General features: G+C 34.4%; 17 protein-coding genes. 16 read left to right on the top strand and 1 reads right to left on the bottom strand.

Features of this window, described 5'->3' with window-relative positions; genetic code table 11:
* Positions 1-55 precede the first annotated feature (55 nt).
* The 15 genes from RM51_RS16050 to RM51_RS15975 all read left to right on the top strand — a co-directional run bounded on the left by RM51_RS16050 (position 56) and on the right by RM51_RS15975 (position 18,223).
* Positions 56-421 (top strand): FtsL-like putative cell division protein, encoded by a 366-nt coding sequence (locus tag RM51_RS16050; protein WP_039371838.1) that lies wholly within the window; start codon positions 56-58, stop codon positions 419-421.
* Positions 405-2,396, top strand: a complete 1,992-nt coding sequence (locus tag RM51_RS16045; RefSeq protein WP_039371835.1) for a penicillin-binding transpeptidase domain-containing protein — start codon at positions 405-407, stop codon at positions 2,394-2,396. The genes RM51_RS16050 and RM51_RS16045 overlap by 17 nt, the downstream gene beginning before the upstream one ends.
* 19 nt (positions 2,397-2,415) lie before the next feature.
* A complete protein-coding gene (locus tag RM51_RS16040; protein ID WP_039371832.1) occupies positions 2,416-3,876 on the top strand; it encodes a UDP-N-acetylmuramoyl-L-alanyl-D-glutamate--2,6-diaminopimelate ligase in 1,461 nt (486 codons plus the stop codon).
* Positions 3,877-3,922: 46 nt separating this feature from the next.
* Positions 3,923-5,164: a phospho-N-acetylmuramoyl-pentapeptide-transferase gene (mraY, locus tag RM51_RS16035; protein WP_039371829.1), complete on the top strand. Its 1,242-nt coding sequence runs from the start codon at positions 3,923-3,925 to the stop codon at positions 5,162-5,164.
* 86 nt (positions 5,165-5,250) lie between these two features.
* On the top strand, positions 5,251-6,588 hold the full coding sequence (murD, locus tag RM51_RS16030) for a UDP-N-acetylmuramoyl-L-alanine--D-glutamate ligase (RefSeq protein WP_039371826.1): 1,338 nt from the start codon (positions 5,251-5,253) through the stop codon (positions 6,586-6,588).
* Between the two features lie 29 nt (positions 6,589-6,617).
* The gene (locus RM51_RS16025; protein WP_039371823.1) at positions 6,618-7,856 is read left to right on the top strand and encodes an FtsW/RodA/SpoVE family cell cycle protein; all 1,239 of its coding nucleotides are present in this window, start codon (positions 6,618-6,620) and stop codon (positions 7,854-7,856) included.
* A 2-nt stretch (positions 7,857-7,858) separates the two neighbouring features.
* A complete protein-coding gene (murG, locus tag RM51_RS16020) occupies positions 7,859-8,962 on the top strand; it encodes an undecaprenyldiphospho-muramoylpentapeptide beta-N-acetylglucosaminyltransferase (protein ID WP_039371820.1) in 1,104 nt (367 codons plus the stop codon).
* An 87-nt stretch (positions 8,963-9,049) separates the two neighbouring features.
* Positions 9,050-10,411 carry a UDP-N-acetylmuramate--L-alanine ligase gene (gene murC, locus RM51_RS16015; RefSeq protein WP_039371817.1) on the top strand — a complete coding sequence of 454 codons (1,362 nt, stop codon included), beginning with the start codon at positions 9,050-9,052 and terminating at the stop codon, positions 10,409-10,411.
* On the top strand, positions 10,411-10,716 hold the full coding sequence (locus tag RM51_RS16010; protein ID WP_039371814.1) for a hypothetical protein: 306 nt from the start codon (positions 10,411-10,413) through the stop codon (positions 10,714-10,716). The genes murC and RM51_RS16010 overlap by 1 nt, the downstream gene beginning before the upstream one ends.
* Positions 10,717-10,772: 56 nt before the next feature.
* Complete coding sequence (locus RM51_RS16005; protein WP_039371810.1) at positions 10,773-11,729, top strand: cell division protein FtsQ/DivIB; 957 nt, start codon at positions 10,773-10,775, stop codon at positions 11,727-11,729.
* Between the two features lie 22 nt (positions 11,730-11,751).
* Positions 11,752-13,143, top strand: a complete 1,392-nt coding sequence (gene ftsA, locus RM51_RS16000) for a cell division protein FtsA (protein ID WP_039371807.1) — start codon at positions 11,752-11,754, stop codon at positions 13,141-13,143.
* 81 nt (positions 13,144-13,224) lie between these two features.
* Positions 13,225-15,108: a cell division protein FtsZ gene (gene ftsZ / locus RM51_RS15995; RefSeq protein WP_039371805.1), complete on the top strand. Its 1,884-nt coding sequence runs from the start codon at positions 13,225-13,227 to the stop codon at positions 15,106-15,108.
* 95 nt (positions 15,109-15,203) lie between these two features.
* Positions 15,204-15,650 carry a GatB/YqeY domain-containing protein gene (locus RM51_RS15990; protein ID WP_039371801.1) on the top strand — a complete coding sequence of 149 codons (447 nt, stop codon included), beginning with the start codon at positions 15,204-15,206 and terminating at the stop codon, positions 15,648-15,650.
* Between the two features lie 541 nt (positions 15,651-16,191).
* Positions 16,192-16,602: a BrxA/BrxB family bacilliredoxin gene (locus RM51_RS15980; protein ID WP_039371795.1), complete on the top strand. Its 411-nt coding sequence runs from the start codon at positions 16,192-16,194 to the stop codon at positions 16,600-16,602.
* Positions 16,603-16,708: 106 nt separating this feature from the next.
* A complete protein-coding gene (locus tag RM51_RS15975) occupies positions 16,709-18,223 on the top strand; it encodes a GH3 auxin-responsive promoter family protein (protein WP_039371792.1) in 1,515 nt (504 codons plus the stop codon).
* Positions 18,224-18,520: 297 nt separating this feature from the next.
* Here the strand turns inward: RM51_RS15975 and RM51_RS15970 are convergent, their stop codons facing one another.
* A complete protein-coding gene (locus tag RM51_RS15970) occupies positions 18,521-18,739 on the bottom strand; it encodes a hypothetical protein (protein ID WP_039371789.1) in 219 nt (72 codons plus the stop codon).
* Positions 18,740-19,298: 559 nt separating this feature from the next.
* Here RM51_RS15970 and RM51_RS15965 point away from each other — a divergent pair.
* On the top strand, positions 19,299-21,107 hold the full coding sequence (locus tag RM51_RS15965; RefSeq protein ID WP_039371787.1) for a helix-turn-helix domain-containing protein: 1,809 nt from the start codon (positions 19,299-19,301) through the stop codon (positions 21,105-21,107).
* Positions 21,108-21,112: the final 5 nt, after the last annotated feature.

The following is a 21,112-nucleotide window of genomic DNA, read 5'->3' as shown; positions in this document are numbered from 1 at the left end:
AGTGATAAATGATCTCAAGCATCGATTATCATTTATTAATCATCAATTATAAAGCGTGGCAAAAAGAACAACAAATCGTCCTCAGAAAAAATTAACTTTTATAGATATTATAAAAGGAAATTTCCTGAATCGCGATGAGATCAAAATACATTATAAGTATTTCCTCCTGTTGTTTATCCTAATGATGAGTATGATTTACAGTAACCATCTCGTCAATAAAAAGATAAAGATTGTTAATGCTTTAAAAGAAGAAACAGAAGAATATAAATCGAGAAATGCTTACGCACAAAGTAAGCTGATAAAAGTAAAAATGGAATCGGAACTGGGGAAAGAAGTTGCACGGGATTCTTTGATGACCTTGGAAAACCATCCTCATAAACTGCTAATAAAACTGGACAGTACAGATGCAAAAGCCAAATGAATACGACAACAAACGTAAAAAAACGTTAAGATGGGGCTACCTCTTCGCAGTGGTAGCTTTGTGCGTGTTTGTAATGTTTTTGGCAAGAATTATTATCTTACAAAATACTAATGTTCAGGAAATTAAAGACGATTACATTAATAAAAACTATCGTGAAGCCACTCTGAAGGCTGCCCGCGGAAACCTATTCGCTTCCGATGGTTCAATTCTTGCGACAACAGTGATGCGCTACGACATCTATCTGGATTTCAAAACAATGAAAGACACTGTTTACACCAACAACATTGGTGCGTTGACAGATTCTTTAAGCAAAATGTTCGGAAAGTCCAGAGGTGAATTCAGAAAAAAATTCGACGAACAAAGAAAAAAGAAAAATCAATATTACACTCTTGCAAGAGGCCTGGATTTTGACCAGTACGACAGAATCCGAAAATTCCCAATCTTCAAAAAAGGAAAAAATAAAGGAGGTTTCATTGTAGACAGAAATTATAAGAGAGAATTGGCAACTTCAGAAATCGGATCCGGAACGATCGGAATGGATGATGGAGAACACAAAGCCGGTCTTGAAGGAGCATTCTCAAAATATCTAAGAGGAACCGACGGAAAAAGATTAGAGCAGAGAATCAACTCATCCCAATGGAAGCCAATTGATTTCTGGAAAGTTCAGGAACCTGTTGACGGTGAAGACGTTTACACCACTTTAGATCTTAGAATTCAGGACATTGCACACTCTGCACTTCAAAAGCAATTGATCAATTTCGAAGCAAAGCACGGAACGGTCATTGTAATGGAAGTAGAAACTGGGAAAGTTCGTGCCATGGTTAATTTAAGAAGAGACGATGATGGAAACTATGTAGATTCTTACAATTATGCTTTAAAAGATAATATTGAACCCGGCTCTACCTTTAAAACCATCTCATTATTAGCAGCAATGGACGACGGTTTCATTGATGAAAACACAACAGTAGATGTAGGCAATGGAGTTTGGGTGTATGCAAAACAAAGAATTTCAGACGGCCACGGTGGCGGAACTTATGATATCAGTGATGTTTTAGCAAAATCGAGCAACGTCGGTTCTGCAAAACTGATTACAAAATACTATTCAGATAATCCACAGATTTTTCTGGATCATCTAAAACGCTGGAAGCTATTCGATAAAATGGACATAGAACTTCCGGGAATCACAAAACCAAGATTTGTAACTCCGGAAAGCAAAAGATGGAATCCTGCTGCTCTAGCTTCATTAGCTTACGGATACGCTTCAAATATCAACCTTTTACAATTAGCAACTTTCTACAATGGAGTTGCTAATGGTGGTAAAATGCTAAAGCCATTATTCATCGATAAAATCATGAAAGACGGAAAGGTGATGTACAACGCAAAACCGGAAGTAATGGTGAATAAAATGGCCTCTGAAAAGGCTATTAAAATGATGACTCATGCGTTAACAAAAGCCGTAGAAAAAGGAACTGGAAAAAGTATTTTCACACCCAATTTGAAAATGGCAGGAAAAACAGGAACAGCAAGATTTGAGTATTGGTTGCCTGGTCCCATGAAATATCGTGCGTCATTTGCAGGCTTTTACCCGGCAGATAATCCGAAATATACGTGTTATGTGATGATCAGCGAACCGAATACAGCAAAAGGATTTTACGGAGGAACTGTTTCAGCACCGGTGTTTAAAGAAATTGCAGGAAAGACTTTCCTGAAGACACCACAAAATATTGAAAGAGAAATGCTCGTTAGCAACAAGGTAGACCTTAACAAAATGGTGGAACCTAATGTGAAAGTAGCAGTTAATAATAAACAAATGCCTAATGTGGTAGGATTGATCGGTAAAAATGTAATCCCGCAATTGGAAAATTTAGGCTATCGCGTCGATTTCAAAGGAGTTGGGAAAATTACCCAGCAATTCCCATTGGAAGGCACAACAATAAGTAGAAACCAGAGAATTTATTTATCTCTGCAGAATTAAAATATAAAGCATCAAACAAATGCAATTAATTGAATTATTAAAAAGAATCCCAGTTTTAGAAATTCACGGTAACGATACTCGTGGAGTTTCCGAATTGGTTTTCGACAGCAGAAAGGTTACGGAAAACTCTTTGTATATCGCAATGAGAGGAACGGTTGTGGATGGGCATTCATTTATTGCATCTTCAATTGAAAAAGGAGCAAAAGCAATCGTTTGTGAAGAATTTCCTGAAAGCTTACAAGAAAATATTACTTATGTGAAAGTAAAAGATTCGTCAAAAGCTTTAGGACAGTTAGCTTCCAATTTCTACGGAAACCCTTCTGAAAAATTAAAATTAATCGGAGTTACGGGAACTAATGGAAAAACTTCTGTTTCTACACTTCTTTTTGATGTCTTCAAAAATTTAGGTTACGATTCAGCCTTACTTTCTACTGTTGAAATCAGAATTGGAGAACAGATTATTCCGGCGACTCACACGACTCCTGACGTAATTACCATTAATAAAATTTTGGCTCAGGCTGTGGAAGAAGGTTGCGAATTTGCTTTCATGGAAGTAAGTTCTCACGGAATTGCTCAAAACAGAATTGAAGGATTACATTTTAAAATAGCTGGTTTCACTAATCTTACCCATGATCATTTAGATTATCATAAAACATTTGATGAATATCTTAAGACCAAGAAAAGATTTTTTGATCAGCTGGAAAGTACCGCCATTGCCATCACCAATGTGGATGATAAAAACGGAAATGTGATGCTTCAGAATACAAAAGCAACCAAAAGAACGTATGCTTTGAAAACCATGGCAGATTTTCACGGGAAGCTTTTGGAAGTCGATTTCAATGGAATGCTGTTGAATTTCAACGGAAAAGAATTCTGGACAACACTGACAGGAAAATTCAATGTTTACAATTTGCTGTTGGTTTTCGGAATTGCTTCTGAACTTGGGTTTGAACAGGATGAAATTCTTCAGGCCATCAGTCAGCTGAAAAGAGTTTCAGGAAGATTTGAGACTTTTAAATCTGACGGCGGAATTTTCTTCATTGTAGATTATGCCCACACTCCGGATGCTTTAGAAAACATTTTGGACAGCATTAATGATATCAGAACCAAAAACGAAAGATTAATTACAGTTTTTGGTTGTGGTGGTGACAGAGATCACTCAAAGAGACCTGAAATGGGAAATATTGCCACGAAAAAATCAACATTGGCAATCATCACTTCAGATAATCCAAGAACAGAAGATCCAACAACCATTATAAAAGAGATTGAAGCAGGCGTTGAACCTCAGAATTTCAGCAAATACACTTCAATTCCGGACAGAAGAGAAGCCATAAAAATGGCGATCAAGTTTGCAGAACCTAAAGATATTGTTCTTGTAGCCGGAAAAGGTCACGAAACATATCAAGAGATTAATGGTGTAAAACATCATTTTGACGACAAAGAGACAATCAATGAGCTTTGGAAATTAATGAGTAAGTAAAAATTTGATTTAAAACAAAACTTATTACATCTTAAACCAGAAGAAAATGTTATACTATCTATACGAATATTTAACCAATCACGGAATTCATGTTCCCGGATTAGGAATGTTGAAATACATCTCCTTCCGAGCAGGAATGGCTGTTTTGCTTTCTTTGATCATTGCTCTTGTATATGGAAAAAGAATCATCAACTATTTGAGATCAAAACAAATGGGTGAATTGGTTCGTGACCTTGGATTAGACGGTCAGAAGCAAAAAGAAGGAACTCCAACAATGGGAGGTCTTATCATTATCATCGCTACCATTATTCCGGTATTGTTATTTACCAGAATTACAAATATTTACATTGTACTTCTCTTGATTTCAATGCTTTGGATGGGTGCGATTGGCTTTTTGGATGATTATTTAAAGAAAATCAAGAAAAACAAAGACGGTTTAAGTGGTAAATTCAAAATTATAGGACAAGTCGGATTAGGATTAATTATTGGAATTACCATGTATTTTCATCCTGATATTACCGTAAAAAGAAAATATGCAGATGCGAAAGTAGTGAACAGAAACAATGTAGAGCAAAACTTTATGCCTACTGAAAAAATCACTGTTTCTACCGTTCCTTTTGCTAAAAATAACGAATTCGATTATAGTGGAATTTTGTTCTGGATGAATGATAAAGACGCTCACGAATGGGCATGGATTGTTTTCATTCCTATTGTGATTTTCATTGTAACAGCGGTTTCAAACGGAGCCAATATTACCGATGGAATCGATGGTCTTGCAGCAGGAACCAGTGCGGTGATCCTCTTAGTTTTAGCACTTTTTGCTTACTTATCTGGAAACATCATTTTTGCAGATTACCTCAACATCATGTTCCTTCCGAATATGGGGGAAACTACCATTTTTGCAGTCGCAATGGTAGGTGCGGTAATTGGTTTTTTCTGGTACAATACCTATCCTGCACAGGTTTTCATGGGAGATACCGGAAGTTTGATGTTAGGAGGAGTTATTGCCGTTTTAGCCATTATTTTAAGAAAAGAATTGTTGATTCCTGTATTATGCGGAATCTTCTTAATTGAAAACTTATCTGTAATGCTACAGGTGATCGTTTTCAAATACAGAAAGAAAAAATTCGGGTTGGAATATGCCCAAAACAATAGGTTATTTAGAATGTCACCCTTACACCATCATTATCAGAAAGGCGGTTTCCACGAGAGTAAAATCGTTAACAGAATGATTATCATAGGAGTAATTTTGGCAATTGTGTGTCTAATCACATTAAAAATGAGATAAATTTTGTGAAAAGTAAAAAGTACTTAAGATAAAAAACACCAAATACACTGTACGTTTTACGTTTTACATTTTACAAAAGAATACATATGAAAATAGTTGTTTTAGGAGGAGGAGAAAGTGGTTGCGGAGCTGCTTATTTGGCTAAAAAACAAGGTTTGGAAGTTTTTCTTTCAGACAAAGGAGCCATTAAGGATAACTATAAGCAGTTTCTTACGGAGAATGATATTGAATTTGAAGAAGAAAACCACGATGAAGAAAGAATATTAAATGCAGACTGGATTGTAAAAAGTCCGGGAATTCCGAAAAAAGCAGAAATCATTCACAAGATTCATGAGAAAGGAATCAGACTTTCTTCTGAAATTGAGTTTGCTTCGGAGTTTACAGATGCAAAAATCATCGCAATCACAGGAAGCAACGGAAAAACAACGACTACCTCTTTAATCTATTATATTTTAAAAAATGACGGATTAAATGTAGGATTAGGTGGAAACATCGGATACAGCTTTGCAAAACAGGTTGCCGATGAAAACCATGAATATTATGTATTGGAAGTAAGCTCTTTCCAGTTAGATGATATTCAGAACTTCAGACCTTATATTTCTTTGTTATTAAACTTGTCACAAGATCATTTGGATCAGTACAACTATAATTATGAAGAATATGCTTTAGCAAAATTCAGAATTACTGAAAATCAGGAGAATGACAATTTCTTTATCTATAACAAAGATGATGAGATGAGTAAAAATCTTCTTGAAAAGCTTGAGATAAAAGCGAAAATGATCCCTTTCTCCACAAAAGAAAAGTTGTCTGAAGGAGGTTTTATTGACGGAGAAAATATTGAAGTGGATTTTCAGGATAAATTCTCAATGAAAATTGAAGAATTATCATTGCTGGGGAATCATAATGTAGCCAACAGCTTAGCAGCTTCTATAGCTGGTAAAATACTGAAAATTAACAATGAGAGCATTAGAAACTCATTGATGACTTTTCAGGCCGTTGAACACAGATTAGAGTTTGTTACTGAAGCTGAAGGAGTAAAATACATCAACGACAGTAAAGCAACAAACGTTAATGCTACGTATTACGCATTAGAAAGCATGAAAAATCCAACAGTTTGGATTGTTGGAGGATTAGATAAAGGAAATGACTATACCGAAATTGAGGAGTTAGTTAAAAGAAAAGTAAAAGCTATTGTTTGCTTAGGAATTGACAACCAAAAGATTATAAACTTCTTTAAAGATAAGAAAGAATTAATCTATGATACCTCAAGCATGGAAGAGGCTGTAAAAATTTCAAAATCTCTGGCAAAAAAAGGAGATACGGTTTTACTTTCTCCTTGTTGTGCAAGCTTTGATTTATTCAAAAGCTATGAAGACAGAGGCCGTCAGTTTAAAGAACAAGTATTAAAAGCCAATGGCAATTAGCCAAAAGCCAAGAGCCAAGAGCATAATATATGAACGAACAAGACACAGACAACAGATTTGAATTTCTAAAGGGCGATAAAGTGCTTTGGATGGTCATTCTTGTGATCTCCATTTTCTCTATTTTCCCTGTATACTCTGCAAGTTCGAATCTGGAATATATTGTAAATAATGGGACTACAACAGGTCACGTTATCAAACATATGTTCTTTGTGGTCTTAGGTTTAGGAATTATGCGGGTAGTCGGAATGGTGAAATACGAATATATCGGAAAGCTCAGCAGCATTCTGCTTGGGTTAATGATTGTTCTGCTGATTGTCACCATGTTTACCGGACAAACGATTGACGGAGCAAGTGCATCCAGATGGTTGAAAATCCCAGGAACACCAATTTCCTTCCAGCCTTCATCGTTCGCCTTTTTAATGTTGATTATTTATCTGTGCAGATATTTAACCAAGAAAATAACGAGAGAAAGGCTTCCGATTGAGAACATTATGTATATTTTCGGACCTATCTTATTGGTTTTTGTATTGGTCGCAAAAGATAACGGTTCTACCGCATTAATGATTTTAATGGTTTCTGTAGTGGTCTTAATTATTGGTCAGCTACACTGGAAATACATTGCAGGATTTATTTCCTCATCATTTATTGCTATTGTTCTCTTCTTATTAGTTGCGTTAAATACCAACCTCATCGGAGGAAACCGTGTTCATACATGGATGAGCCGTATCGAAACATTCACCTCGAGCAAAGCCAAAACAGCCGATGTAGATGATGAAAGCGTAAAAGCTAAAAACTATCAGGTAATGATGGCAAAAGCAGCCATCGTTCATGGAGGAGTTACAGGAATGGGGCCGGGAAAAAGTGCTTTAAAACAAATGCTTCCGCAGTCAGCTTCCGACTTTATTTTTGCAGTTATTGTAGAAGAATATGGGGTAATTGGTGCTGCTTTTTTAATTAGTTTATATTTAATCATGATGATTCGTATCGTAATGATAGCCAGTAAGATGCCCGCATTTTTCGGATCTTTGCTCGTTCTCAGCCTCGGTGTGATGATTTTCATACAACTCTCTGTAAATATTGCGGTTGCAGTGAATTTAATCCCTGTAACAGGGCAACCTCTCCCTCTGATAAGTTACGGAGGGACCTCAATGTTGGTAACGTATTTGCAGTTGGGAATTATCTTAAATATCAGCTCAAGAATTCAGATCTATGATGAAGAAGGAATGGGCAAAAAACAAAGCATTGCAGAAATTAACGATATAGCATAACGATGAGCAAAAAACTAAAAGTATTATTATCCGGCGGAGGAACAGGTGGTCACATCTTTCCTGCCATTGCTATTGCAGACGAAATCAAGAAAAGATTTCCTGATACAGAGTTTTTGTTTATTGGAGCCAACGGAAAAATGGAAATGGAAAAAGTTCCGCAGGCAGGCTATAAGATAGAAGGAATTGATATTGCCGGAATTGACAGAGGAAATATGCTTTCAAATTTAGGTTTGCCTTTTAAGATTTTAAAAAGTTTATCTAAATCTAAAAAGATCATTAAAAATTTCGCTCCTGATTTTGCAGTAGGGACAGGAGGTTTTGCAAGTGGTCCCGCTCTGTATGAAGCAAGCAAGCTTGGAATTCCGATTTTTATTCAGGAGCAAAATGCACATGCAGGTGTAACGAATAAGATTTTAAGTAAAAAAGCAAAAGCTGTGTTTACAGCCTACCCGAAAGTGGAAGGTTTTCCGGCTGAAAAAATAAAGTTTCTGGGGAATCCGATTCGTGAGAATATTGTTTCAGGAATGCAGGAAAAAACTCAGGCAAAAGAAAAAATGGGCTTGGCTCAGGATAAATTAACCATTTTATCGGTTGGTGGATCTTTAGGCTCAAGAACATTAAACAACGGCTGGAAAGACAATTTAGAAAACCTAAAAGAAAAAGGTTATCAACTGATCTGGCAAACCGGAAAACTAGATTATAAAGAATTGAGCAATGAATCTCAAATTTCAGATCTAGGATCTCAAATTCAGTTGAAAGAGTTCATCAAAGATATGGAAACAGCCTATTCTGCAGCAGATGTAATCGTTTCCAGAGCAGGAGCAATTGCCATTTCAGAGTTGGCTGTAGCACAGAAGCCTGTTTTATTGGTACCCTTCCCTTTTGCAGCGGAAGACCACCAAACTATCAACGCCATGAATCTGGTTGAAAAAAATGCAGCCAGAATGGTAAAAGACTCTGAAATGCAGGAAAAATTCTGGAATACCCTTTCAGAAATCTGCGAAAATGAAAATATTAGAAAAGAAATGTCTGAAAATCTTAAATATTTTGCCAAGCCCAATGCTGCAAAAGAGATTGTAGACGAGATTTTTAAAGTAATAAAATAGATAAGATTAAAAAATTTAGAAATTCTGAGATTAAGATATTGCGAATTTCTAAATGCCTTAATTTCTTAATCTTTTAATTTAATATAAATGAACAATTTAGAAACATATCAAAATTTTTACTTCGTTGGAATCGGAGGTATAGGAATGAGTGCTTTAGCGCGTTATTTCCATGCTTCGGGCAAAAAAGTGTTGGGCTACGACAAAACCAACACCAAATTGACAACGGCTTTGATGAGCGAAGGCATTGATATTGTTTTTGAAGATGTCATTGATGAAAGAATCATTTCACTTCAAAAGGAAGATACATTGGTAATTTATACTCCTGCGATTAAAAAATTAGGGATTTTAGATTATTTTATTGTTAATGAATTTGAGGTATTAAAACGTGCAAAAGTTTTAGGTTTAATTACAGAAAATACAGATTGTATTGCTGTTGCAGGAACTCATGGAAAAACAACAACTTCTACTTTGGTTGCTCATTTGTGCAAGGAAGCAGATTTGCCTTTTTCATGTTTCTTAGGAGGAATTTCGGAGAATTTTAAATCAAATTTCTTGTACAATGGCTCACAATATTCTGTAGTGGAGGCAGATGAATACGACAGAAGCTTTCTAAACCTTTCTCCGGATTGGGCGGTAATTACTTCCACAGATGCCGATCATTTGGATATTTATGGAGATAAAAGCCATATTGAAGAAGGTTTCAGACAGTTTGCAGCCTTAGTTCCGAATGACAGACAGCTTTTTGTAAGAAAAGGAATTGAAATCGGAAGACCTTCTCTGACGTATGCGGTGAATGAAGTAGCTGATTATTACTCAGATAATCTAAGAATGGAGAATGACAAAATCTATTTTGATTTCCATACTCCGACAGAAACTATTAAAGATTTCATCTGGGAAATTCCAGGGATTCACAATGTTGAAAATGCAACGGTTGCGTTGGCGATTTTAAACAATCTGGGCGTTGATTTCGAAACATTGAAAAAGGCAATTGCCAATTTTAAAGGGATTAAAAGAAGATATACCAAACACAGATACGAAAACGGTAAAATCTATATCGACGATTATGCACACCATCCGACAGAAATCAATGCGGTGATGAGCTCTATCCGAACTTTTTACCCGGAAAAGAAATTATTGGTGGCTTTTCAGCCCCATCTTTTCAGCAGAACGAGGGATTTTGCAGACGGATTTGCGGAAAGTTTAAGCCAGTCAGATGAATTGATTTTGCTTGATATCTATCCTGCAAGAGAGCTTCAGGAAAACTTTGAAGGCATTACTTCAAACTGGTTATTGGAAAAAGTGACTTTAGATAAAAAAGAAGTATCCACTTTAAGTGATGCTTTCAGGAAAATAAAAGAAAAAGATTTTGACATCCTTCTTACAGTAGGTGCAGGAAATATTGATACACTGTATGATCCTATCTGTGAGTGGTTAAGTAAAAATGAATAATGTCAGAAAATTATTTACAAAAAGCATGGGGAGATAGTATTGATAATATCACGATTAATGATATTAAAGATGCAATAAATGAAACTCTTGCAATGGACGATGAACATGGAGCATTTTGGGTAAGCATTATTATTAATGATGAAAATGTTTTGGAAATGAATAAGAATCTTGAAATTGTAGGAATTTTTGAAGATAATAATGATATCCATTATAAAAGAAAATTTAAAAATATAGATGAAATAATATCTATTTATGAATCTTTTTTAGCTGAAGATTTTGATCAAGTAAAATCAATTCTGAAATAGATTAATTAAAGAAAATTAAAACTCGGAACAGAAAACATAGAACCCGAAACTCATTTATGAAAAATAAATACAGAATATTAAAAATTGCCATCACAGTAATCATTCTAGGATTCCTGTTGAGTTTCTCTTTGAAGAAATTCAGCGGTCAGAAGATTACGGACAATAAAATTTCTGTAAAAATGAATGAAAAAACTCCGGTGTATTTCATTGATGAAAAAGATATCCGTGAAATCGTAAAAAAAGAAAATCCTTCAGGGAAAGTTGGTGATCTGAATATTCCGGCACTGGAAAAGAAAATTAATAATCTTCCGGCTGTTGACAGTGCCAATGTTTATTTAAACTTAAATGGGAAATTAAACTTAGACATCAAGCAAAGAGTACCTATTTTCAGATTAAATAAAGAAGGAAGAGATTTTTATGTAGACGAAAAAGGAACTGAATTTCCAATTTCAAAGACCTATTCTCATCCTTGTATGCTGGTAACCGGAGATGTACAAAAAAATGAATATCAAAAGCTCGCTGAACTGGTTGAAAAAATTGATAAAGACGATTTCAGTAAAAAATATTTCATCGGAATTTCAAAAGACCATAAAGGAAGTTACAACCTTTTGACCAGTGAAGGAAATTATAAAGTAGAAATTGGGGACTTAGACAATATTGAATTTAAAGTAAAAGGATTTAAGGCCTTCGTAGAAAAATATCTGGTGTATCAGGATCCTCAGAAATACAGTAAGGTTTCTGTAAAATATCAGAATCAGATTGTCACCACTTTGAATCCTTATTTTAAAGAAAATGACAGTATTCTGAATGTAGGAAACAAAGAATTGGCAAAAGCCTCAACTACCCCGTCTTCTGTCAGGAAAACAGTAGAAGTTCTTCCCAAAACGGCGGCAGTAAAGAAACCGAGCTCCACTTCTTCAAAACCAAAAGCATCCAGCAAGCCAAAGGAAGCGAAGAAAACAGAGAAAAAAGCAGCGGCTACAAAGCCTAAAGCAAAAGTTAAAATAGAGTAAAAAATCAAATCGATATAAACAAATGGAAAATCAAGAGTATTCAGTAGGTCTGGACATTGGGACAACGAAGATTGTCGCCATTGTCGGAAGGAGGAATGCACACGGGAAAATAGAAGTTCTCGGTGTAGGGAAGGCTAAGAGTCTTGGTGTTCACAAAGGTATTGTGAATAATATTTCGCAGACCATTAATTCAATCAAAGCTGCTGTTTCTGAAGCACAGTCCAGCGCTGGAGTTCCTATCCGTAAAGTAACGGTGGGAATTGCAGGGAAACACATCCGTTCTCTGCAGCACTCCGATTATATTATGCGTGAACATCCGGATAAATTCATTACAGATGACGACATTGAAGCATTGAAAGACCAGGTGAAAAAACTGGTAATGCTTCCTGGTGAAGAAATTATCCATGTACTTCCCCAAGAATATAAAGTAGATTCCGAAGGTGAAATTCAAGAACCTGTCGGAATGCACGGGAAACGTTTAGAGGCCAATTTCCACGTTGTAGTCGGGCAAATGGGAAGCATCCGAAACATTGCAAGATGCGTCCGTGAAGCCGGATTAGAGATGGAAGCACTTACTTTGGAGCCTTTAGCATCCTCAGAAGCTGTTCTTACAAAAGAAGAAAAAGAAGCAGGAGTAGCTATCGTAGATATCGGTGGTGGAACAACGGATATTGCTATATTTAAAGACAATATCATTCGTCATACCTGCGTCATTCCTTACGGAGGAGGAATTATTACAGAAGACATAAAAGAGGGCTGTTCAATTATTGAAAAGCATGCCGAGCAATTAAAGGTTAAGTTCGGTTCTGCAGTTCCTGAATTGGAAAAAGACAGCACATACGTTACCATTCCTGGACTTCATGGAAGACCGGATAAAGAGATTTCATTAAAAACTCTGGCACAGATCATCAATGCAAGAGTTGAAGAAATTTTGGAAATGGTAAACACTGAATTAAAAGCTTACGGTGCTTTCGAACAAAAGAAAAAACTGATTGCAGGAATTGTCTTGACTGGTGGTGGTTCAAATCTGAAACATCTCCGTCAGCTGGCTAACTATACAACAGGCTTCGACAGCAGAATCGGTTTTGCAAATGAATATATTGCGAACGATAAAAATCAATATCTTAAAGGACCTGAATTTGCAACTTCTATTGGATTATTAATGGAAAGTTTAAAAATTAGAGATAAAAAGATTATTATTGTAGAAGAAGAACCCGTTGTAGAGCAGCCTCAAGCTAAAACCGAAACAGTTGCGGCTCCAATGGAAACAGTACAACAACCTGTTCAACCCATTGAAACCGTTCAGCAGCAAGAAGTTGCCAATCAGCAGAGCGAAAGCAAAAGAGCGGCAAAACTGACTTTCGGCCAGTCGCTTATGGAAAAAGTAAAAAAATTCTTCGAGGAAGTAGAGTAAAAATATAAATGGTAGGTGATAAAAAGTAATGATTTACCTGTAATTATCACTCATCAATTATCAACTATTAAAAGAACAGTTATGGAAAATATAGGTACACAAGGATTTTCATTTGATTTACCAAAAGGAAATTCATCGATCATCAAAGTAATCGGTGTAGGTGGCGGTGGAAACAACGCACTGAAACACATGTACGAAAAAGGAATTCACGGAGTAGATTTCGTGATATGTAATACAGATGCTCAGACATTAGACAATAACCCGGTTGCCAACAAAGTACAGTTGGGAACAACCATCACTGAAGGTCTTGGTGCAGGAGCAGATCCTGAAGTAGGCGAAAAATCGGCTATCGAAAGCATTGAAGACATCAAAGCGGCAATGGGACAAAATACCAAAATGGTATTCATTACTGCCGGAATGGGTGGTGGAACAGGAACCGGCGCTGCTCCTGTTATTGCTAAAGTAGCAAAAGATATGGGAATCCTTACCGTAGGAATTGTTACCGTTCCTTTCAGCTTTGAAGGTAAAAGAAGATTAGAACAAGCCGAAACCGGACTTGATAAATTAAGAAATAATGTTGACTCATTAATTGTCATCAACAACGATAAATTAAGACAACAATTCGGGAACCTTGGATTCAAGCAAGGGTTCTCAAAAGCCGATGAAGTTTTAACAAATGCTGCAAAAGGAATGGCAGAAGTTATTACGGGTTATTTTGATGTAAACATTGACTTTAGAGATGCTAAATCTGTGCTTCAAAATTCCGGGACGGCATTGATGTCTACTGGAACAGCTTCAGGTGAAAATAAAGCAGAAGAAGCAGTAAGAAAAGCGCTTGACTCTCCATTGTTGAACGACAACAAAATTACTGGTGCTAAAAATGTACTATTACTGATCAGAAGCGGTGCTGAAGAAGTAACCATGGACGAAATCGGGATCATCATGGACCACATCCAGAAAGAAGCAGGACATACTGCTGATATTATTTTCGGAGTTGGAGCAGATGAAGAACTAGGAGATGCAGTAAGTGTTCTTGTTATCGCAACAGGTTTCTCAAACGATGATAAAAAATTCGCAGGACCTACGGAAAAAATCAAAATTAGCTTAAATGACAGTTTTGATGCTCCAAAAGAATCACCTTTTAAAACAAGAGAAGAAAGAAAATCTGCTCCAGAGCAAGATTACAATTTCGGAGGCAAAAACCTTTTCAGATTAGATGACGAAGACAACAATACTCCACAGTTCGGATCTTCGCATACTGAAAAAAAAATGATTATTGAGGAGGAAGAAATAAAAACTGAAATAAAATTCTCTGATAGAGAAGAAGATACGGTAAATACACCTACTCAAGCTTGGAGAAACGAAGAATTGCAGGAAGAAGAATCATTCAGCTTGTTCTCTTCAGACGAAGAAGAAGGAGAAGATCCAAATGATTTGGAAATCCAGTCTTTTTCTTTTGATTTCGAGAAAAAAGATGAACCTACGAAAGATTCTTTTAGCAACTCTTTTTCAGAATCAAAACCTGTTGAGTTTAGTTTCTTTGTAAACGAGCCTGCAAATGAGCCTAAAATAGATTTTGGACAGCCAAAAACAGATTTCCAGACTCCAACAAATGTTGTCGTTGAAGAAACAGCTCCAAAAGTTGAAACATTCTATTTGCCCAAAGAAGAAATTAAAACAGAAATCGAAACTCCAAAACCTGCAGAAGAAGAGTTCACCTTTGTGAATAAAACAATTGATCAGGACAGAGTGATTGAAAGAAGAAATAAATTAAAAGAATTCAACTCCCGTTATCAAAGTTTTGATAGCTCAAGCGAATTCGAATCTGTTCCGGCTTTCAAAAGAAAAAATATTTCTATTGAAGGAACCAATGCCTCTGATCAGAACATCAACACTTATCTTTCCGACAATAACGGAAATATGCAGGTCAGAGAAAACAGATTTTTAAATAAAGATGTAGACTAAATTTAATTTGAGAATGTGGGAATTTGAAAATTATAATTCATTAGCAATTATTCTATTTTCAAATTACTCCATTTTCAAATTTTCAAATTAACAATATGAGTTTAGAAAATACAATCAGCGAAGCTATAAAAACAGCAATGAGAGCTAAAGACAGAGTGGCTTTAGATTCTCTTCGTGCTGTAAAATCTCAAATATTACTGCTAAAAACAGAAGCTATAGGAGTAGAAGTTACGGCAGAACAAGAAATTGCTATTCTTCAGAGAATGGTAAAACAACGTAAAGATTCTTACGATCAATTTACAGCTCAAGGAAGAAATGACTTGGCAGAAGTAGAAGAAGCTCAGATGAAAATTATTGAGCAATTCTTACCCAAACAGCTTTCGGCAGAAGAGCTTGAAGCAGAAATGAAAAACATTATCGCTGAAACCGGCGCTGAATCTGTAAAAGATTTAGGAAAGGTAATGGGAGTAGCATCAAAGACATTAGCCGGAAAATCTGACGGGAAAAGTATTTCCGAGATGGCTAAAAAGCTACTTTCATAAAGCAGGATTGATAAATTATAGTCGATGTTTGATCATCATCCATCAATTATAGTGTATTAATTCTATTTTTTAGGATATTCAACCTTTGCATATCGATTTGATTAAAGAAGCCCGGAACCATGGTTCCGGGCTTCATTTTATTTATAAAAATAATATTTCAAAAATTAAAAAACCTGAAACAAATTGTTTCAGGTTTTTATTATAGTCCTTTATTAAAATCCGATGTTAATTCTAAAAACATTGGTACGGATAAAACAAAGGTGAGGGAATTACACTATCAATCAGTAGTTTATACTGATAATAATTCTTATATTATAATTATAAGTTTTTTTTCATGGAAGCTTGTTTTTAGAATCTTTTCAAAATTAATAAATATTTTTCAATATTAACATATATAAATCAAACATTAATGAAATTTATTATAGTTTTGATATCCTAGATTGAACAACTATTTTGTTTAATAAATTGAATGATAGTTATTATAAATTAATGAAACATTTAGAAATGTTGTAAATTTGCATAGAATTATAAAAAACAAAAAATGTATCCAACAGATTTAGTAATGCCTATGAAGGCTGAACTTACAGATAAAGGCTTCGAAGATTTAACAACTCCAACTCAGGTAGAGGAAGCATTAAAACAATCAGGAACAACACTATTGGTGATCAATTCTGTTTGCGGATGTGCTGCAGGAGCTGCAAGACCGGGAGTAGTATATTCTTTGACAGGAGAGAAAAAGCCTGATCATTTAACAACAGTTTTTGCTGGTTTCGATACAGAAGCAGTAGCAGAGGCTAGAAAACACTTAGCTCCATTCCCTCCAAGCTCACCTTGCGTAGCCTTATTTAAAGACGGAGAATTGGTTCATATGCTGGAAAGACACCACATTGAAGGAAACCCTGCAGGAGCAATTGCTGCAAACCTTCAGGCTGCTTACGACGAGTATTGCTAAGAAACAATAAACTTATATATCAAACCGTTACAAAATTTGTAACGGTTTTTTTATTTATCATCTTAAAAAATTTTTAGGAAATCCAAATATCATTATATTTGTTGGAATGGCAACAAAGGCATTATTCAATACTGTAGTCAACTGGTTCATCCGCCAAAGGATGGATCAGATTCAAAATTTCATGAATCATCCTATTGAGACTCAGAAGGGTATTCTTTTTTCTCAATTGTTTCATGCTGAAGATACTGAATATGGTAAAAAGTATGGGTTCAACTCCATATCAAGCTATCAGGATTTTAAAAATAAAGTTCCGATTGTTACGTATGAAGATTTTGAACCTTATATTGAAAAGGCAAGACAAGGGCAAAAAGATGTAAGTTGGCCCGGATATATTAAATATTTTGCCAAATCATCCGGAACAACCAATGCTAAAAGCAAATTCATCCCTATTTCTGATGAAAGTTTGGAATATTGCCACATGAAGGCGGGAAAGGACATGGTTTCTATTTATGCCAATAATCATCCAGAAAATCAGCTTTTCAATTATAAAAACTTACGTTTAGGAGGAAGTTCAGAATTATACGCTGATTTTAACACAAAATTTGGCGACTTATCGGCTATTTTAATTGATAATCTTCCGTTTTGGGTAGAAATAACCACCACCCCAAGTAAAAAGGTTTCTTTGATGGGTGAATGGGAAAGTAAGCTTAGAGCCATCACTTCTGAAGTTAAAAATGAAGATGTAGGAAGTATTTTAGGAGTTCCGAGCTGGATGATGGTCCTTTTGCAGAGAGTTGTAAAAGAAACTGAGGTCAGCAGTATTTCCGAATTGTGGCCGAATCTTGAAGTATTTTTCCATGGAGGGATCAGCTTTAAGCCTTATAAAGAACAGTTCAAGCAGATTATAGGCAAGAACATTAACTATTATGAGATTTATAATGCTTCTGAAGGGTTCTTTGGGATTCAGGATAAGCCTAATAGTGATGAAATGCTACTTATGCTTGATTATGGTATTTTCTATGAATTTATCCCTATGGATGAGTTTCATTTCTCAAATCCTAAAGTCGTAAGCCTTGAAGACGTAGAAGTAGGAAAAAACTATGCTATGGTTATTACCACCAATGGTGGCTTATGGAGATATCTGATTGGAGATACCGTCGTATTTACTTCGATCAATCCTTTCAGAATAAAAATTACAGGAAGAACAAAACATTATATCAATGCTTTTGGTGAAGAACTTATGATCACCAATGTAGAATCTGCATTGACCAAAGCTTGTGAACTCACCAGCGCCAAGATCACAGAGTTTACAGGAGCACCCGTTTTTATGAAAAATAATGAAAGCGGAGCCCATGAATGGATCTTTGAGTTTCGTGAACAACCTGATAATTTAGATCAGTTTGTAGATATTTTTGACCAGCATTTAAAATCTATAAATTCTGATTACGAGGCTAAAAGATATAATAATATGACCTTAAAAAGGCCAATCGTACATATCGCAAAAACAAATTTATTTTACAACTGGCTGGAATCAAAAGGTAAGCTTGGCGGTCAAAATAAAGTTCCTAGATTGAGTAATGACAGAGAATATATAGATCCTTTACTGGAAATGAATAAATAATATACTCCTTAATTTGATTTAAGGAGTATATTGGGTTTTCATGATTTTAGTTTATATAATTGATTTGTGTTTAATTTAGAATAACCATCTCACAGTTAATCTTCTTTCATAAAGACATTTATGATTCCTTTTTCTTTATAAAAAAAGACATCAGTACTCCAAACAGAATGCTTCCCGAAAGCGATACAAAAATGCCTTTCATACTGATTTCATAATCAGAATAAAAAAAGTAATTCATTCCTAATGAAGCGATAAAAAAGAAAAATGTGATTAACAATAGTTTTTTCATGTATATAATTATTTAGTTTTTTTTAATGATTTTGTTAAAAGAACAATTATAGCAGCAATACTTCCTCCAAAAAATACTCCCCACCATATTGACTTTTTTATATACTCCTGTATTACATTTTCATGATCTGAAAAAAGAGCGGTATAAACAGATGAATCTAAAAAACGTACAAGAGCAATAATTAATACAGCAGCAAATGCTAGAATAGAAATGTTTTCTTTTTTCATCGGTTATTGATTTTTAAAGGTCTTGAATATTCCAAATCCCAAAAAGGAGCTAAAAAATAAAAAACTTATGGCACCACAATAAAATTTCCAGTCACTCGGAGTATCTAAGTTTTTATACAATACCCAAAAGCTATATATGGTCATAAACGAAAGCGGCATTAAGCTTGAGATTACAGTTTTTTTAGCAGTTAATTTATTTTTCATAATGATTAAAGTTTGTTTCTTCGTGATTTCTAAACCAAAAATTTCTATTCATTTTCTTTAAAATTTTCATTTTAATTAAAAATAAACACAGATTAATTTATTGTTTAGAATTGTGTTCTGTTTTGTTGTTCCAAATATATCATCACAAGTTTTCTTAAAACAAATTTTCCTTTTTACACAGGATATAAAAAATTAAAATATCTTTGCTTAACCTCTTCAAAACCTTTGTAAATAGGAAAAATATTTTAAAGGCAGAAGCATAATAAAAAAATATGCAACTGATAGTCAATTACATATTTAAAAATCGCATTTAATTTAAATATTTCCCGATTTTTAAATAAAAACGTTCAAAAAAATGAAAAAAAAATATGGCTTTTTACTTTTACTAAATATAATTCTGGTCATATTTTGTTCTTCTTTTATCAATCAAAATGAATTGTCTTCAAAAAAAATTGATTTTGAAAAGTTTCAAAATAAAATAGCTCTTATTTCTAAAGATCGAAAACAAGCATTCCATTTAACAAAAAAATATATAGAGGCAGCAAAAAGTATTAATAGTATTGATGAATTAATAGCGGGATATGGTCTTGCAACAACATTTGCCCCAGATAATGAAAAAGTAAAATATGCTGATAGCTTAATTCTAGAATCTGTTAAAACTAAAGACAACCGATATATAGGCATGGCATACGCAAGCTCGGCTAATGCTAATTTTAAAAATTACGATTACAAAAAAGCATTAGAAATGGCAATTATTGCAGATGATTATCTCAAAAATGATACATCAAAAGAATTTGCTTACGAAGGACTGTTTACTATTGCTAGGCTCAAAAATAAAATTGGAGATAATACAAAAGCTCAGAAGATAGCAAATGAAATATATGAATATTATAAATGGAAGAAAGACAATAAAAAGACTGTTGGTATCAGAGCTTCCTATACGTATGTTTTAAGTAATTTAATAAGAATAAATTCTGCAGCAAATAATTTCGCGACAAATAAAATTCTCATCAAAGAAGGATACTCATTTATAAAAAACAACTCTGATGTTAGTTTTTATTTGAGTGATTTAATGTCATCCGATGCATTCAATGATTATTCTCAAAGAAAATATTCTTCTGCTATTCAAAAATTAGAAAAGTCATTAAGTTTATACAATGATTCCGATAAACATTTCTATGAAAAATTTTATCTGGGAATGTCCTATTGGAAATTAAAACAAGATGAAAAAGCACTTCCTTTTTTTCAAGAAATCATTGACAATTATAAAAAAACAGAAAAAATTTCTTTAGAATTCCGTCCAGCATTCGAATTTTTTATAGAGTATTATAAAAAAAACGGGAATAGGGAAAAACAGCTTAATGTAGTAGATGAGCTTTTAGGATATGAGAAAAAATTTAAAGAAGATCAAAAAGATATTGCTCAAAAGCTGAAAACGGATTATGATGAAAAAAGATTGCTAGAAGAAAAAGAAGATCTACTTTCCGATCAAAAAAAAGAACGTTGGAGCTTCATTAGTATAGGACTTCTGGGAATTATTTCTGCTACAGGTTTCTTCATCTATCAAAATAAAAAGAATAAGAAGCCACAATCCTCTATTCCAGCCGATATTATAAAAGAATTGGAAAACCCAGAATTTTCCAATAATAAGAGTGAAGAAATATCTACAATCCCAAGCAATATAATTACTGAAAAAAAAGAAAGTAATGATCCATTAAAAACATCTTTTGAAGAGGAAATCCCTATCGTTTACAGCTTACAAAATCAACAAAAGAATAACACTTCTGAAATCGATTATGAAGCCTATCTACCTATTAATAAATTTACAGTTAAGCAGCTCCTTAAAAGTTTAGATGATTTTGAAAAGTCAAAAAAATACCTTACTTCTGACCTAAGATTAAATACACTAGCTGAAAGGTTTAACACAAATGATAAATACCTGAGTCGTATCATTAAAGTAAAAACAGGAAAGACTTTTAACAATTATATCAATGATCTTCGCTTCAGGCATCTTGAAAGCCTGCTAAAAAGTGATGTCGATTTTAAAGAAAGGAAAATAAAAGAAATCGCCAAATATCTGGGCTTTGGAACACCAGAGTTTTTTGCCACGGCTTTTAAAGAAAGATTTGGAAAAACACCAAAAGAGTACTTTGAGCAGTACTAAAATTA

This window comes from Chryseobacterium taiwanense (genome assembly GCF_000813825.1).
Taxonomy (GTDB): domain Bacteria; phylum Bacteroidota; class Bacteroidia; order Flavobacteriales; family Weeksellaceae; genus Chryseobacterium; species Chryseobacterium taiwanense.
This window is presented reverse-complemented; position numbering and strand designations above follow the sequence as displayed.

Coding starts and splice junctions, on each gene's coding strand:
- RM51_RS15975 (WP_039371792.1), top strand. CDS start 16,709: ATGGCAACAAAGGCATTATTCAATACTGTAGTCAACTGGTTCATCCGC.
- RM51_RS16040 (WP_039371832.1), top strand. CDS start 2,416: ATGCAATTAATTGAATTATTAAAAAGAATCCCAGTTTTAGAAATTCAC.
- ftsZ (WP_039371805.1), top strand. CDS start 13,225: ATGGAAAATATAGGTACACAAGGATTTTCATTTGATTTACCAAAAGGA.
- RM51_RS15970 (WP_039371789.1), bottom strand. CDS start 18,739: ATGAAAAAAGAAAACATTTCTATTCTAGCATTTGCTGCTGTATTAATT.
- RM51_RS16045 (WP_039371835.1), top strand. CDS start 405: ATGCAAAAGCCAAATGAATACGACAACAAACGTAAAAAAACGTTAAGA.
- murC (WP_039371817.1), top strand. CDS start 9,050: ATGAACAATTTAGAAACATATCAAAATTTTTACTTCGTTGGAATCGGA.
- RM51_RS16010 (WP_039371814.1), top strand. CDS start 10,411: ATGTCAGAAAATTATTTACAAAAAGCATGGGGAGATAGTATTGATAAT.
- RM51_RS15990 (WP_039371801.1), top strand. CDS start 15,204: ATGAGTTTAGAAAATACAATCAGCGAAGCTATAAAAACAGCAATGAGA.
- RM51_RS15980 (WP_039371795.1), top strand. CDS start 16,192: ATGTATCCAACAGATTTAGTAATGCCTATGAAGGCTGAACTTACAGAT.
- mraY (WP_039371829.1), top strand. CDS start 3,923: ATGTTATACTATCTATACGAATATTTAACCAATCACGGAATTCATGTT.
- murD (WP_039371826.1), top strand. CDS start 5,251: ATGAAAATAGTTGTTTTAGGAGGAGGAGAAAGTGGTTGCGGAGCTGCT.
- RM51_RS15965 (WP_039371787.1), top strand. CDS start 19,299: ATGAAAAAAAAATATGGCTTTTTACTTTTACTAAATATAATTCTGGTC.
- ftsA (WP_039371807.1), top strand. CDS start 11,752: ATGGAAAATCAAGAGTATTCAGTAGGTCTGGACATTGGGACAACGAAG.
- murG (WP_039371820.1), top strand. CDS start 7,859: ATGAGCAAAAAACTAAAAGTATTATTATCCGGCGGAGGAACAGGTGGT.
- RM51_RS16005 (WP_039371810.1), top strand. CDS start 10,773: ATGAAAAATAAATACAGAATATTAAAAATTGCCATCACAGTAATCATT.
- RM51_RS16025 (WP_039371823.1), top strand. CDS start 6,618: ATGAACGAACAAGACACAGACAACAGATTTGAATTTCTAAAGGGCGAT.